This is a genomic window from Burkholderia sp. 28_3 (assembly GCF_003253915.1).
Classification (GTDB): Bacteria; Pseudomonadota; Gammaproteobacteria; order Burkholderiales; family Burkholderiaceae; genus Burkholderia; species Burkholderia cenocepacia.
Genome location: NZ_QKZF01000010.1, coordinates 56,139 through 71,459, shown reverse-complemented (window position 1 = coordinate 71,459; position 15,321 = coordinate 56,139). Strand labels below are relative to the sequence as shown.

Below are 15,321 nucleotides of genomic sequence, written 5' to 3'. Positions count from 1 at the left end.
CTGACTCGGCGAGTCGTCGACAAAGTCGTTCGAAACGCCGCGCGCGGGGCAACCCGCCGCGCGGCGTCGCGCGTTTACCGGCCCCCGCCGGCGAGCTGGTTGCCTTCCGGCGTCGAGCGATACGGGCTTTGTGCGAGTTCGAGCCCTTGCGGATACGAAGTCGCCTTGCGCAGGTATGCGAGCGTGCCGTCCTTGCGGGCCTGCACGACTTCCGCGCTCACTTCGGCGCGCGTCCGCGGGCCGTTGTGTTGCGAGTACCACGATGTGTTGCCGTAGTCGCCGGCATGCGGGGTACCCGAATCGGCGAAGGCCGGTGCGGACACCGCAAGCGCGAGAGCAAGGGCCGAGAGAAGATGGCGGCGGTTCATGGCGTCACTCCTAGAGATGTCGGAGCTGGCGCTTGAGCGCTGACTCCGGTCCCGCCAGGCGGGATCTGTTCGATGCGCAACGAGGTGCGCGACAGGGTTTACTCTAGGTATCTGTTCCGGTGCGATAAATGCGGCAGACGCGAATTGAATTGTCGTGTCAGTGGAACAATCGTCATCCGCACCGCCGGCAGGGTTATGCGGAAATGGCCGGGAGCCCCGCGGCGCGGGCTTCGCCGGGATGCGCGGCGGCGACGCGCAACGACCCGCGACGACGCACGCGGCCGATTGCCGCGGGTCGCGCAAAGGTTTACTGCGGATTCGGGAAGGATCGGGGGCGCCGCGCTTGACAGACGTGCCGGGCGGCGCTCAGGCGGGATGACGCGCGGGCCGTCCGGCCCGCGCGCGGAGGTCAGGCGATTACGCGACCCACTCGTTGATGACCGGCGTATCGAGCACCGGCGCGCGTTCGGCTTCCTCGAACGTGCGCTTGCTGCACGTCGCGTCGAGGCTGCCCTTGCCGCTCAGCAGCGGGCAACGGTCGAACACTTCGGCCACCCAGTCGACGAACACGCGCACCTTCGGCGACAGATGGCGGCTGTGCGGATACACGACCGAAATCGGCATCGGCAGCGGCTTGACGCCGGGCAGCACTTCCTTGAGCCGGCCTTCGCGCAGGTGCGGCAGCACCATGAACAGCGGCGGCTGGATCAGCCCGAAGCCTTCGATTCCGCACGTCACGTACGCATCCGCGTCGTTTACCGACACGATGCCCTCCATCTTCATCTCGACTTCCTTGCCGTCGATCAGGAAAGTCCAGTCGATCGTGCGGCCCGTGCGGCTCGAGAAGTAGTTGACGGCCTTGTGCTGGTTCAGGTCGTCGATCGTCTGCGGCTCGCCGTGGCGCTCGAGATAATCGGGCGACGCGACGGTCACGCATTCGAACAGGCCGACGCGGCGTGCGACGAGCGACGAGTCCTGCAGCGCACCGACGCGGATCACGCAGTCGACGCCTTCCTGCAACAGGTCGACCGGCCGATCGGACAGGCCGAGTTGCAGGTCGATGTCCGGGTAGCGCGTATGGAATTCGCACAGCGACGGGATCACGAGCAGCCGCCCGATCGAGCCCGGCATGTCGATACGCAACTTTCCGTGCGGCTTCCGGTTGTTGGCCTGGAAGCTTGCTTCGGTTTCCTCGACGTCCGCGAGGATCCGCACGCATCGTTCGTAGTACGCGGCGCCGTCCGGCGTGAGCGAGAGCCGGCGCGTGGTCCGGTGCATCAGCCGCACGCCGAGGAATGCTTCGAGATTCTGGATGATCGTCGTGACGGACGCTCGCGGCAAGCTGAGCGTTTCTGCTGCCTTGGTGAAGCTGCTTGTATCGACGACGCGAGTAAACACCTGCATGGCCTGAAGCCGGTCCATCACAACCTCCGCAATTTAATTTGCCGCCGGAACAAGAAGGCTGCGCTACCTCGTGGGTAAACGCAGCCTCGGATTGTTCGGGGGCGTTGAATTGTGTTGCCGGATTATAGGCATTTATCCCAATGTCTGCCGGACCCAGAATTCGTTCCATCTCGAAATGGATGCTGCATCGTCATGGACGCTTCTGAATTCAGCAAATTCCTGAAAGCCGCGCTGCCCGCGCAAGCCATAGCGGGCGCGGCGCTGACGGTTGCCGAAGTGGAAATTCCCGGCTACGCGCAGGACATCGTGCTGCGTCTCTACCGCCGCCCGGACAAGACCGGGTTGCCAGTAGTGCTTTATTTCCACGGCGGCGGCTTCGTCCGCGGTTCGCTCGAAGACGCGGATTTCGCCGCGCGTTTTTTAGCAGAACGCTTACCAGCTCTCGTAGTGTCGGTCGATTATTCGCTCGCGCCGGCCTTTCCTTTTCCGGCCGCGCCGGAGGATGCGTATCGCGCCGCCGTGTGGGCCGCGACGCGCGCCCGCGCGTTCGGCGGCAACCCGAAGAAGATCGGGGTCGCCGGGCACGACGCGGGCGGCCAGCTCGCGAACTGCCTCGCCTTCATCGCACGTGACCGCGGCGAAGTGTCGATCGCCGCGCAGGCGCTGTTCGGGCCGATGCTCGACCCGAGCATGACGCGCATCGGCGACGCCGAGCGCCTCGCGTCCGACATCACCGCGCGCGAATGCGCGGCCTGCTATCGCGCGTATCTGCCGCAGGCCGCGCAGCGCATGCACCCGTACGCGGCGCCGATCGAATCGGTGCGCCTCGCGGGGCTGCCGCCGACGCTCGTCGTCACCGCGCAGAACGACGTGCTGCACGTCGAAGCGGAGAACTATGCGGGCTGCCTGATCTCGTCGGGCGTGCTCACGCAGGTGATCCGCTACCCGGACATCACGCACGCCGCGCTCGCCACGCACGAAGCCGCATTCGAGGAAGCCGTGCGCTTCTTCCAGTGCCGCTTCCAGGCCCGCCAGCCGAACCGTCCCGAATAACCAGAACCAATCCACGCTTACTGGAGATCCACATGGCCATCCTACGCACCTCCCGTTCCCGAATCGCGACCGCGGCGATCGTCACGCTCGCCGTCGTCGGCCTCGGCACGTTCGGCGCGATGCGCGTGAGCGCGAACGCCCCCGAGAAAGCGGCGGCGCCGCTGCCCGAAGTCGACGTCGCGACCGTCGTGCCGCAGACCGTGACCGACTGGCAAAGCTATTCGGGCCGCCTCGAGGCGGTCGAGAAAGTCGACGTGCGCCCGCAGGTGTCGGGCACGATCGTCGCGGTGAACTTCAAGGACGGCGCGCTCGTGAAGAAGGGCGACGTGCTGTTCGTGATCGACCCGCGCCCGTACCAGGCGGAAGTCGATCGCGCCGCCGCGCAGCTCGCGGCCGCGCAGGCCCGCAACGGCTACGCGCAGAGCGACTGGCAGCGCGCGCAGCGGCTGATCGGCGACAACGCGATCGCGAAGCGCGACTACGACGAGAAGCAGAACGCGGCGCGCGAAGCGAACGCGAACCTGAAGGCCGCCGAAGCCGCGCTGGAAACGGCGCGCATCAATCTCGGCTATACGCGCATCACCGCGCCGGTGTCGGGCCGCGTGTCGCGCGCGGAAATCACGCTCGGCAACGTCGTGTCGGCCGGCGCGTCGGCCGCGCCGCTGACGACGCTGGTATCGGTGTCGCCGATCTATGCGTCGTTCGACGCGGACGAGCAGACCTACCTGCAATACATCAACGGCGCGCGCAGCGGCCGCAAGGTGCCGGTCGAGCTCGGCCTCGCGAACGAAACCGGCTACTCGCGCAGCGGCGAGATCGATTCGGTCGACAACCGGCTCGACACGTCGTCCGGCACGATCCGCGTGCGCGCCCGCTTCGACAACGCGGACGGCACCCTGGTCCCGGGCCTCTACGCACGCGTGAAGGTGGGTGGCAGCGCGCCGCACGAGGCGCTGCTCGTCGACGACGCGGCGATCAACACCGACCAGGACAAGAAGTTCGTGTTCGTCGTCGACCAGCAGGGCCGCGTGTCGTATCGCGAAGTGCAGCAAGGGATGCAGCACGGCAACCGGCGCGTGATCGTGAGCGGGCTGTCGGCCGGCGACCGCGTGGTCGTGAACGGCACGCAGCGCGTGCGTCCGGGCGAGCAGGTGAAGCCGCACATGGTCCCGATGACGGGCGGCGATGCGCCGTCCGCGCCGCTCGCGAGCACCGCGAAGCCGGCCGCACCGGCGAAGGCGGATTCGTAAGCGGCGCGCCGCTTCGCATCCGCGTTCAACCAGACAGAGCAACCCATGAACATTTCCAAATTCTTTATCGACCGGCCGATCTTTGCAGGAGTCCTATCGGTGATCATCCTGCTCGGCGGGGTGATCGCGATGTTCCTGCTGCCGATTTCGGAATATCCGGAAGTCGTGCCGCCTTCGGTGATCGTGAAGGCGCAGTACCCGGGCGCGAACCCGAAAGTGATCGCCGAGACGGTCGCGTCGCCGCTGGAAGAGCAGATCAACGGCGTCGAGGACATGCTCTACATGCAGTCGCAGGCGAACAGCGACGGCAACATGACGATCACCGTCACGTTCAAGCTGGGCACCGATCCGGACAAGGCCACGCAGCTCGTGCAGAACCGCGTGAACCAGGCGCTGCCGCGCTTGCCGGAAGACGTGCAGCGGCTCGGCATCACCACGGTGAAGAGCTCGCCGACGCTGACGATGGTGGTCCACCTGATCTCGCCGGACAACCGCTACGACATGACCTACCTGCGCAACTACGCGCTGATCAACGTGAAGGATCGCCTGTCGCGGATCCAGGGCGTCGGCCAGGTGCAGCTGTGGGGTTCGGGCGACTACGCGATGCGCGTGTGGCTCGATCCGCAGAAGGTCGCGCAGCGCGGGCTGTCGGCCGAGGACGTCGTGCAGGCGATCCGCGAGCAGAACGTGCAGGTCGCGGCCGGCGTGATCGGCGCATCGCCGTCGCTGCCCGGCACGCCGCTGCAGCTGTCGGTGAACGCGCGCGGCCGTCTGCAGACGGAAGACGAATTCGGCGACATCGTCGTGAAGACGACGCCGGATGGCGGCGTCACGCACCTGCGCGACATCGCGCGGATCCAGCTCGACGCGTCCGAGTACGGGCTGCGCTCGCTGCTCGACAACAAGCCGGCCGTCGCGATGGCGATCAACCAGTCGCCGGGCGCGAACTCGCTGCAGATCTCGGACGAAGTGCGCAAGACGATGGCCGAACTGAAGCAGGACATGCCGGCGGGCGTCGACTACAAGATCGTCTATGACCCGACGCAGTTCGTGCGCTCGTCGATCAAGGCCGTCGTGCACACGCTGCTCGAAGCGATCGCGCTGGTCGTGATCGTCGTGATCGTGTTCCTGCAGACCTGGCGCGCGTCGCTGATTCCGCTGATCGCGGTGCCGGTGTCGATCATCGGCACGTTCTCGCTGCTGCTCGCGTTCGGGTATTCGATCAACGCGTTGTCGCTGTTCGGGATGGTGCTCGCGATCGGGATCGTGGTCGACGATGCGATCGTCGTCGTCGAGAACGTCGAGCGCAACATCGAGAACGGGATGAACGCGCGGCAGGCGACCTACAAGGCGATGCAGGAAGTGAGCGGGCCGATCATCGCGATCGCGCTGACGCTGGTCGCCGTGTTCGTGCCGCTCGCGTTCATGTCGGGCCTGACCGGCCAGTTCTACAAGCAGTTCGCGATGACCATCGCGATCTCGACGGTGATCTCGGCGTTCAACTCGCTGACGCTGTCGCCGGCGCTGTCCGCGATCCTGCTGAAGGGGCACGGCGACAAGGAAGACTGGCTCACGCGTGTGATGAACCGCGTGCTCGGCGGCTTCTTCCGCGGCTTCAACAAGGTGTTCCATCGCGGGGCGGAGAACTACGGTCGCGGCGTGCGCGGCGTGCTGTCGCGCAAGACGCTGATGCTCGGCGTGTATCTCGTGCTGGTGGGCGCGACGGTGCTCGTGTCGAAGGTCGTGCCGGGCGGCTTCGTGCCCGCGCAGGACAAGGAATACCTGATCGCGTTCGCGCAGCTGCCGAACGGTGCGTCGCTCGACCGCACCGAGAAGGTGATCCGCGACATGGGTTCGATCGCGCTGAAGCAGCCGGGCGTCGAGAGCGCGGTCGCGTTCCCGGGGCTGTCGGTGAACGGCTTCACCAACAGCTCGAGCGCGGGCATCGTGTTCGTCACGCTCAAGCCGTTCGCGGAACGGCACGGCAAGGCGCTGTCGGCCGGCGCCATCGCGGGTGCGCTGAACCAGAAGTACGGCGCGATGAAGGATTCGTTCGTCGCGGTGTTCCCGCCGCCGCCGGTGCTCGGCCTCGGTACGCTCGGCGGGTTCAAGATGCAGATCGAGGATCGCGGCGCGGTCGGCTACGCGAAGCTGTCGGATGCGACCAACGACTTCATCAAGCGCGCGCAGCAGGCGCCTGAACTCGGCCCGCTGTTCACGAGCTACCAGATCAACGTGCCGCAGCTCAACGTCGATCTCGATCGCGTGAAGGCGAAGCAGCTCGGCGTGCCGGTGACCGACGTGTTCAACACGATGCAGGTGTATCTGGGTTCGCTGTACGTGAACGACTTCAACCGCTTCGGACGCGTGTACCAGGTGCGCGTGCAGGCCGATGCGCCGTTCCGCCAGCGCGCCGACGACATCCTGCAACTGAAGACGCGCAACGACAAGGGCGAGATGGTGCCGCTGTCGTCGCTGGTCACCGTGACGCCGACGTTCGGCCCGGAAATGGTCGTGCGCTACAACGGCTACACGGCGGCCGACATCAACGGCGGCCCGGCGCCCGGCTTCTCGTCGGGGCAGGCGCAGGCCGCGGTCGAGCGCATCGCGCACGAGACGCTGCCGCGCGGCGTGCGCTTCGAGTGGACCGACCTCACGTACCAGCAGATCCTCGCGGGCGATTCGGCGATGTGGGTGTTTCCGATCAGCGTGCTGCTCGTGTTCCTCGTGCTCGCCGCGCTGTATGAAAGCCTGACGCTGCCGCTCGCGGTGATCCTGATCGTGCCGATGAGCATTCTGTCGGCGCTGACGGGCGTGTGGCTCACGCAGGGCGACAACAACATCTTCACGCAGATCGGCCTGATGGTGCTGGTGGGGCTGTCGGCGAAGAACGCGATCCTGATCGTCGAATTCGCGCGCGAGCTCGAACACGACGGCAGGACGCCGCTCGAGGCCGCGATCGAGGCGAGCCGGCTGCGGCTGCGCCCGATCCTGATGACGTCGATCGCTTTCATCATGGGCGTGGTGCCGCTCGTCACGTCGACCGGCGCGGGTTCGGAAATGCGTCATGCGATGGGGGTCGCGGTGTTCTTCGGGATGCTCGGCGTGACGCTGTTCGGGCTGATGCTGACGCCGGTGTTCTACGTCGTGCTGCGCACGCTCGCGGGCGGCAAGATTCACGTCGCCGGCAAGGACTCGGCGGGTTATGGCGTGTCGCCGTCGGGTGCGTCGGCTTCCGATGCTTGAGGATAGAAAGATGGACAACATGCACAACACGAACGGCCTGATGCGCTTCGCGAAGGTGGCGGCCGCGAGCACCCTGCTCGCGACGCTGCTCGCCGCGTGTGCGGTCGGCCCCGACTACCAGCGTCCCGACGCGGCGGCGCCCGCCGCGTTCAAGGAAGCGCCGACCCTCGCCGCCGGCGAGCAGGCCGGCACGTGGAAGACGGCCGAGCCGTCGGATGGCGAACACCGCGGCGAATGGTGGAAGGTGTTCGGCGACCCGGTGCTCGATTCGCTCGAGACGCAGGCGCTTGCCGCGAACCAGAACCTGAAGGCCGCGGCCGCGCGGGTCGAGGAAGCGCGGGCGGCGACGCGTTCGGCGCGCTCGCAATGGTTCCCGCAGGTCGGCGCCGGTTTCGGGCCGACGCGCGAGGGGCTGTCGTCGGCGTCGCAGTTCCAGCCGCAGGGCACCGGCCCGACCAACGCGACGCTGTGGCGCGCGCAGGGCACGGTGTCGTACGAAGCCGATCTGTTCGGCCGCGTCGGCCGCAACGTCGAGGCGTCGCGTGCCGATCAGGCGCAGAGCGAAGCGCTGTTCCGTTCGGTGCAGCTCGCGCTGCAGGCCGACGTCGCGCAGAACTACTTCGAACTGCGTCAGCTCGATTCGGACCAGGACCTGTACCGCCGCACGGTCGAGTTGCGCGAGCAGGCACTGAAGCTCGTGCAGCGCCGCTTCAACGAAGGCGACATCAGCGAGCTCGACGTGTCGCGCGCGAAGAACGAACTGGCGAGCGCGCAGGCCGATGCGGTCGGCGTCGCGCGCCGGCGCGCGGCGTCCGAGCATGCGCTCGCCATCCTGCTCGGCAAGGCGCCCGCGGATTTCGCGTTCAAGGAAACGCCGATCGTGCCGGTCGCGGTGAAGATTCCGCCGGGCCTGCCGTCCGCGCTGCTCGAACGCCGCCCGGACGTGTCGGCGGCCGAACGCGCGATGGCGGCCGCGAACGCGCGGATCGGGCTCGCGAAGTCGGCGTACTTCCCGAAGCTCGACATCACCGGGTCGTTCGGCTATGAAGCGTCGACGCTCGGCAACCTGTTCCTGTGGTCGAGCCGTACGTTCCTGCTCGGGCCGTTCGCCGGTACCGCGCTGACGTTGCCGCTGTTCGACGGCGGACGGCGGGCGGCCGGCGTGCAGCAGGCGCGCGCGCAGTACGACGAGCAGGTCGCGAATTACCGGCAGCAGGTGCTGGTCGCGTTCCGCGAGGTCGAGGACAATCTCGCCGATCTGCGCCTGCTCGACGACCAGATCCGCGCGCAGGATGCGGCCGTCAATGCGTCGCGCCGGGCCGCGACGCTGTCGCGGACGCAGTACCAGGAAGGCGAGGTCGCGTATCTCGACGTGATCGACAGCGAGCGCTCGGTGCTGCAGTCGCAGTTGCAGGCGAACCAGTTGACCGGTGCGCAGGCGGTGTCGACCGTCAATCTGATCCGTGCGCTGGGCGGCGGGTGGGGGAATGCGCCGGCGCCGACGGCGGTGGGTGATGCGGCGTCTGGCAAGGCTGACGTAGCTGCGCGGTAAGCGCGAACGGCGGGCGATTCGTCGCTTGCCGACCGTGAAGCGAAGAACCCCGGCATGCAGGCTCAGGTCTGCATGCCGGGGTTTTTTATGGGGCGTCGCGAATTTCGGGGAGGAGCGGTCAGTCGACAGCATCCGGGAGATCGGTAACAATCCATCTGATTCTCACGGGTAGCTGCTGATCGTGACGGAAGACATATGACGCATTCCTTATAGGCGCATCACGACAATAGCGTTCCCATCCGGTTTCCACTACCAGATCATCGAGAATCCGAATGCGCTTTGCGGTGACACGATAAAACCTCGAGAGGGGTACGATGGCAGACTCAATCTCGGATGAGGAGCTGTTCGAGCTCTGGCTCAATAACTTCCTGAAGTGGCTGGAAGCTTTGACCATGGAACCAGTCGAGCTTTGTGATACTTGGGGAAACTACAACGTCGCCTGGGAATTGGTTTCCGACCTGAACACGGCCGGAAGTTTCATCGTCGCCGTCAAGTGCGGGTATCTTACTGAACGACAAAAACAAGAGATTCGCGTTTTTCTCGATAGTCTCACCCTGATACCGAAGTCGTTGCTTGTTTCAGCGACAACGGCAGCGGCCAATCGAAAAGCGATGAGCGACGCGTGTTGGGTGCGCTATCGCGAAGGCGCGCTCGCCCTGCTGGTTATCCTCCGGCCTGCGGCCGAAAGGAACAGAGAATACTTTTCCCGCCAGAAATGATCGGATGATTACTTCGGGCCGATGCCGGCCATCGACTTCGCGCGCAAGCGCATCGTTCGATGGCGTCACGGACGGAGCCGCACCGATAGATGCAAGCGTTGAATTCCGGTCTTGGTCGACACGGCGACCGTCTAATCGTGGAGTAGTATTCCCGCATGTCCGCGGTTACTGTCCAGGCCTCCACGGCGCCCGGCCGATGATCTACCCGTGACGGCGGTGGCAAGCTCGTTAGCGAGCGTCTGGAACCTGCTTCGACGATACGTGCGGCGGCGCCGTCCGCGGCGACGGCATTGACGGGAACGCATCATGTCAACCGAGTGGAAGCACCGCGTCAGACTGTTTATCCAGCGCTTCTGGCAGCCGACCAGTGCGTGCATGACCTGCATGCCGGGGAGCTGGGGAAATATCACGAGCCTGCCCCACTGGACCATCGCATTTCATACGGGTCTGCTGACCGGGCTCCTGGCTGTACTTCTGACTTTCACGCCGGTGGGGAAACTCTATGCGCATCGATATGGCAATGCGCTGGTCGTTGGCGTCCTGACGACGTTGGGCGATGCGTACTCGCACACGAGTCATTACCGTATCCCCTATGTCGAGCACATCGTGACGGGTGCCATTTCAGGTCTATTGGCGCTTGCGGCCTCCTATCTCTTCGAAGATCGCGCGCGGCGCCTTCGCGCGGTGTGGGCTCGCGTTTCCGGACAGCTTATCCGCTGACTTTCCGGGCAACGTGCCGACAAGTGACCGTTGCGGGCCGGAAGTGAGACGTCCACGGAAATCCACGAAGAACCTTTTTCATTGCACCGCATGTCGCAACTAACGGTCAGTTCCGCCCGGCACCTTCCGACGGCGCGGCGGCGTCCCGCCCCGCGCGCCGTCGATGGATGACGACGATCAGCGTGCGGGCAGAGCGGCAACGCGTGACGCCGCGTCCGCATCCGCGCGGAACCGGTCACGCGCCACCACATCACCGCATCACGCGCCGCCGAACGCGCGTCCCATCGGCTTCATCCGCATCCCGCGCGCGAGCCGGGTCCACGGCAGGTCCGCCGGGTCGGCCTGCATCGGCCCCGGCGCCTTGGCGACCAGCACCGCGTGCGCGATGTCCTGGAAATCGGCGCGAAAGTGCACCGAACTCTTGTTGACGAGAATCTTCATCGCCTCCGGCTCGATTCCGCCCACCCGATACAGATTGCGATCGAGCATCTGCGCCTTGCCGGCGCTCACGACGATCCGCACGCCGTCGATCCGCAGGCACGCGACCGGCCCGACGTCGGCCTGCATGCCGTTCATCATCGGGCCGTCGTAGCGGCAGATGCCGTCGGACAGCGCGACGACCTCGAAGCGCGCGCGAAGCGGCTCGTCGCCGGGCACGCCCGAGCCGCCGAGCGACAGGTCGATGCGCGCGCCGGCTCCCGCGCGCCACGCCGCGGCCACCGCCGCCGGATCCCACAGCAGGCCGAGCGCCGCGTCCTGCGCGCCATGACGCAGCAGCGCGCGAAGCAGGCCCGTCGTATTCGAATCGCCGCCCGCGCCCGGGTTGTCCTGCGTGTCGGCGATCACGACCGGTTTGCTTGCGTCCGCCGCGAGCCGCATCGCCTCGCGCACGGCGTCGTCCGGCGACAGGAACGGCACCTGCCACTGCGCCTCGTCGGCCAGCATCGTGTCGTACAGCGTCTGTACAGCGGCCTCTACCGCGTCGGCGTCGCCATAGCCCCAGATGACCGGCCCGCATTCCGGGAAATCCGCGGCCGGGAAGCCCGGTGCGAACGACAGCGACACCACGCCGCCGGCTTCGAGCGCCGCAAGGCGCGCGTACATCGTGCAAGCGGGATCGAGCAGCGTGCACATCCCGTTGATCGGAATCAGGAACGGCAGCCGCCGCGCCGCGCGATGCAGCGGGCCGCGGCCCGCGAGCAGGCGTTCGAGCAGCGCGGCCGCGCGTGCGCCGGTTTCCGCCATGTCCACGTGCGGATACGTGCGAAAGGCGACCAGTGCGTCGGCGTGGCGCAGCATCAGGTCGGTCACGTTCGCGTGCAGATCGAGCGACGCGACCACCGGCACGTCCGGGCCGACCGCGGCGCGCACGCGCTCGAGCAGGGTGCCTTCGCCGTCGTCCGTGTGCTCGGCGACCATCGCGCCGTGCAGGTCCAGATACACCGCGTCGCAGCCGCCGCGTCGCGCCGCCTCGACGATCTCGCCGGCGATGCGTTCGAAGGCGTCCTCGGTGACGTGCGCCGACGGGCTCGCGCCGGCCCAGATCACCGGCAGCAAGCGCCAGCCGCGCCGCTCGGCCGCGTTGATGAAGCCGCCGGCCGGAATGTTGACGTCGCGTAGCGCGAGCACGTCGGCGCCGCGCACCAGCGCGGGAAACCCTTCGCCGCGTTCGAAGTTGGCATAGGCGGCCTTGGTGGGCGCGAAGGTATTGGTTTCATGCTGGAAACCGGCAACGAGAATGCGTCGGGTCATGTGTCTGAGTCCAGTAAAGCAGGTGGGTGTGCGGGGTCGATGGGGCGCTACGGTGCCGTCGCGGCACGCCGGTCAGCGCGCTGCGGCGGGCAGGCGGTTCATGATCAGCGCGACGGCGCCCGCGACCATCAGCGCGACGATCACGAGCAATCCCGCCTGCATGCTGCCGGTGGCGGTGCGGATCTCGCCGATCAGCGTCGGGCTGAGGAAGCCGCCGAACAGGCCGATCGTGTTGATGAGCGCGATGCCGCCGGCCGCCGCGTTGCCGGTCAGGTATTGCGACGGGATGGCCCAGAACACGGTGTAGGCCGCCCACAACAGCGCCGTGGCGATCGTCATGCAGACGAGCGAGATCGCGAGATTGCCGCCGGCCCAGGTCGCGGCGGCCAGCGCGGCCGCGCCGACGAGCGCCGACACCGCGCTGTGCCAGCGGCGTTCGCCGCGCCGGTCCGAGCGCCGGCCGATCACGAGCATCGCGCAGGCGGCGCCGATGTACGGAATCATCGAATAGAAGCCGATCTGCATCGTGTCGGTCACGCCGTTGGCCTTGAGGATCGACGGCAGCCAGAAGCTGACCGCGTAGATTCCGCAGATCATCGTGAAGTACGCGAACGCCAGCAGGTAGACGCGCGGGTCGCGCGCCGCCTGCCCGAACGCGTGGTGGCCGGCCGCGGGCGTCTGCAGCTCGGTGGCGAGCAGGCTTTTCTCGCGGTCGCTCAGCCACGTCGCATCGTCCGGGCGATCGGCCAGTACCTTCAGCACCAGCAGGCCGAGCACCGCGCACGGCAAGCCTTCCGCGACGAACATCCACTGCCAGCCGGCCAGCCCGTGCGCGCCGTCGAGGGCCGTCATCAGCCAGGTCGACAGCGGCGAGCCGACGATGCCGCCGATCGGCCCGGCCAGCATCACGACGGCCATCACGCCGGCCATGCGGCGCGGGCCGTACCAGTAGGTCAGGTAGAAGATCATGCCCGGCGCGAAGCCGGCCTCGAACACGCCGAGCAGAAAGCGCAGCACGTAGAACGACGTGGTGTCGTGCACGAACATCATCGCGGCGGACGTGAGCCCCCACAGCACCATGATCCGGCTGATGGTCTTGCGCGCGCCGATCCGGGGCAGCATCAGGTTGCTCGGAATCTCGAACAGCACGTAGCCGAGGAAGAAAATGCCCGCGCCGAGGCCGTAGGCCGCGTCGGAGAAGCCGAGCGCGCTTTGCATGTGAAGTTTCGCGAAGCCGATGTTGACGCGATCCAGATACGCGAACGTGTAGCAGAGCAACAGCAGCGGCAGCAGGCGCCAGTTCAGTTTGCGGTACAGCGCCTGTACTGGCGCGCTGTCGTGCGCGACCGGACGGCGGGAGGTTGGGACGGCGGACATGTCGCTCTCCAGTGGCGTAAGCGTGTTGCGGGACGGGTTCCGATTGCCGCATCGTCGAAGAGCCGAAAAAGCAGAGCAAGAGCAACTTAAGTGATCTAATGTTGCTCGACAGGCAACACTCGGGCAAACCGCCAGCAAACATCAGACAGACCGGACACGCCATGCGCGAACTCAACCAGCGCCGCTTGCGCTACTTCCACGAGGTGCTGACCCACGGCTCCATCCGCGGCGCGGCCGACAGCATCAATACCGCGCCGTCCGTGATCACGCGGCAGATTCGCCTGCTCGAGGAGGAGATCGGCGTCGAGCTGTTCGAACGGCAGGCGCGCGGCGTGCGGCCGACCGAGGCGGCCGCGCATCTGCTCGAATACTGGCGCGGTTGCCGCTCGCAGCAGGAATTGTTCGAGGAACGCCTGCAGGCGTTGCGGCGGCTGCAATCCGGCCAGGTGCGCATCGTCACCAGCGAAGGCTATGTCGACGTGCTGATGGACGAGGTGCTGACCGATTTCTGCATGCGTTACCCGAAGCTCGACGTGATCGTCGATGTGCTGCCCGTCAACAACGTGCTGCAGGAAGTGGCGGAGAGCCGCGCGCACATCGGGCTCGCGTACAACCCGCCGGCTCATCCGGAGATCGCGTATCTCGCCACGTCGTCGCAGCCGGTGGTGGCGCTCGTTCATGCCGGCCATCCGCTCGCGGTGCGGGGCGGCGCGGTGCGCGCGCACGAACTCGGCGAATATCCGCTCGCACTGATGCCGCCGGCGTTCGGCCTCGGTCAGGTCGCGCAGATGCTGGCGTATACCGAGAACCTGCCGATCCGTCCGACGCTGACGACCAACTCGCTCGCGGTGTTGCGCCATTTCGTGAAGCGCCACGAGGGGATTACGTTGATCGGCGCATTCGCCGCGTATCGCGAACTCGAGAGCGGCGAACTCGTCGCGCTGCCGATCGCGCATCCGTTGTTCGATTCCGCGAAAGCGCGCCTGCTCGTGAAGGCGGGGCGGCCGCTCGGCGTCGCGGCCGATACGTTGCTGAACTGCCTGCTGCACGACATGACGATGTTCGCGGGAGCGGCGACGCGTCGGGGCCCGACCGGGAAACGGCCGCGCGCGGCGAAGCGCGCGCGTTGACGGGCGCTGTCGCCGGAGGCGACGCTCAGGCGTCGGCGCGTCGTCGTTGACAGGCCGTCCGCCGCCTTCCGCGATGCGATTTCCCGGCAAGCCGTCGCGCCGGGCTCCCGTTCCCTTTCCCGCCACCCGCCGAAACGACATCGGCGCGGCGCTTCATTCGTCGCGCCCACTCGGGTTACTCGGTACGCAATTTCTCGACAGTCCGCAATAAGTTGATATCTCGTCGCGGCACCGCTCACTACCATCCATCGATATCGAATCCACCCGATGGGCGGGCGGTTTGACGGAGCCACCTCGCGTGGCGTGAGTGTCGATGGAACGAAGCACGAGCATCGAGGCAGGGCGCCGGTCGTCGTGTGGCCGGGCGTCGGCATGGATCGCGATCGCGTTGACGCTGCTGCTGGCGTACGGCGTCGCGAGGCATGTGTCGCGGGCATCGCCGGCGCTGCCGCAGCAACGGCATTTTTCCGTCGACGTGGACCGCGACCGGGCGCCGTGGGCGCGACCCGTGATCGCGATTCACGAAGGCATGCCGGTGCATATCGACGTGCATGCGCGGGAAACCGGCGTCCTGATGGCGCACGAAATACCGGGGGCGTTGGCGGCATGCGCGTCCGGCAGCACGCAGTCGCTGGATATTGTCCCGGTCGGCATCACCGGGCGTTTCTCGCTGCATTTCCACAGCCGGACCGGCGACACGATCGAGGTCGCCGTGATCGAAATCTATCCGGGGCCGTGACCGCAGCGCAT

General features: G+C 66.8%; 12 protein-coding genes. 8 read left to right on the top strand and 4 right to left on the bottom strand.

The window, feature by feature from the left end; translation table 11 throughout:
- Positions 1-74: 74 nt before the first annotated feature.
- Positions 75-368, bottom strand: a complete 294-nt coding sequence (locus DFS13_RS21330; RefSeq protein WP_006491979.1) for a DUF4148 domain-containing protein — start codon at positions 366-368, stop codon at positions 75-77.
- 417 nt (positions 369-785) lie between these two features.
- A complete protein-coding gene (gene ceoR / locus DFS13_RS21325; protein WP_006484497.1) occupies positions 786-1,790 on the bottom strand; it encodes a putative multidrug efflux transcriptional regulator CeoR in 1,005 nt (334 codons plus the stop codon).
- Between the two features lie 174 nt (positions 1,791-1,964).
- Here ceoR and DFS13_RS21320 point away from each other — a divergent pair, with 174 nt between their 5' ends.
- From DFS13_RS21320 to DFS13_RS21295, 6 genes are all read left to right on the top strand, one after another.
- Positions 1,965-2,825, top strand: coding sequence for an alpha/beta hydrolase (locus tag DFS13_RS21320; protein WP_006484499.1), 861 nt, complete (start codon positions 1,965-1,967; stop codon positions 2,823-2,825).
- 32 nt (positions 2,826-2,857) lie between these two features.
- Complete coding sequence (gene ceoA, locus DFS13_RS21315; RefSeq protein ID WP_058902350.1) at positions 2,858-4,075, top strand: multidrug efflux RND transporter periplasmic adaptor subunit CeoA; 1,218 nt, start codon at positions 2,858-2,860, stop codon at positions 4,073-4,075.
- A 45-nt stretch (positions 4,076-4,120) separates the two neighbouring features.
- Entirely contained in the window at positions 4,121-7,321 is a 3,201-nt protein-coding gene (gene ceoB / locus DFS13_RS21310; RefSeq protein WP_006484500.1) for a multidrug efflux RND transporter permease subunit CeoB, read from the top strand.
- 10 nt (positions 7,322-7,331) lie between these two features.
- Positions 7,332-8,873, top strand: coding sequence for a multidrug efflux transporter outer membrane subunit OpcM (gene opcM, locus DFS13_RS21305; RefSeq protein ID WP_060263349.1), 1,542 nt, complete (start codon positions 7,332-7,334; stop codon positions 8,871-8,873).
- A gap of 314 nt (positions 8,874-9,187) precedes the next feature.
- The gene (locus DFS13_RS21300) at positions 9,188-9,592 is read left to right on the top strand and encodes a hypothetical protein (protein ID WP_062910282.1); all 405 of its coding nucleotides are present in this window, start codon (positions 9,188-9,190) and stop codon (positions 9,590-9,592) included.
- 306 nt (positions 9,593-9,898) lie between these two features.
- Positions 9,899-10,312 (top strand): hypothetical protein, encoded by a 414-nt coding sequence (locus DFS13_RS21295; RefSeq protein ID WP_043204459.1) that lies wholly within the window; start codon positions 9,899-9,901, stop codon positions 10,310-10,312.
- Between the two features lie 258 nt (positions 10,313-10,570).
- Here the strand turns inward: DFS13_RS21295 and DFS13_RS21290 are convergent, their stop codons facing one another.
- Positions 10,571-12,064, bottom strand: a complete 1,494-nt coding sequence (locus DFS13_RS21290; protein WP_111442092.1) for a M81 family metallopeptidase — start codon at positions 12,062-12,064, stop codon at positions 10,571-10,573.
- Between the two features lie 72 nt (positions 12,065-12,136).
- Positions 12,137-13,441, bottom strand: coding sequence for an MFS transporter (locus tag DFS13_RS21285; protein ID WP_006494237.1), 1,305 nt, complete (start codon positions 13,439-13,441; stop codon positions 12,137-12,139).
- Between the two features lie 161 nt (positions 13,442-13,602).
- Here DFS13_RS21285 and DFS13_RS21280 point away from each other — a divergent pair, with 161 nt between their 5' ends.
- Both DFS13_RS21280 and DFS13_RS21275 read left to right on the top strand, forming a co-directional pair.
- Positions 13,603-14,571, top strand: a complete 969-nt coding sequence (locus DFS13_RS21280; protein WP_006484475.1) for a LysR family transcriptional regulator — start codon at positions 13,603-13,605, stop codon at positions 14,569-14,571.
- Between the two features lie 313 nt (positions 14,572-14,884).
- A complete protein-coding gene (locus DFS13_RS21275; RefSeq protein WP_034203248.1) occupies positions 14,885-15,310 on the top strand; it encodes a hypothetical protein in 426 nt (141 codons plus the stop codon).
- Positions 15,311-15,321 lie beyond the last annotated feature (11 nt).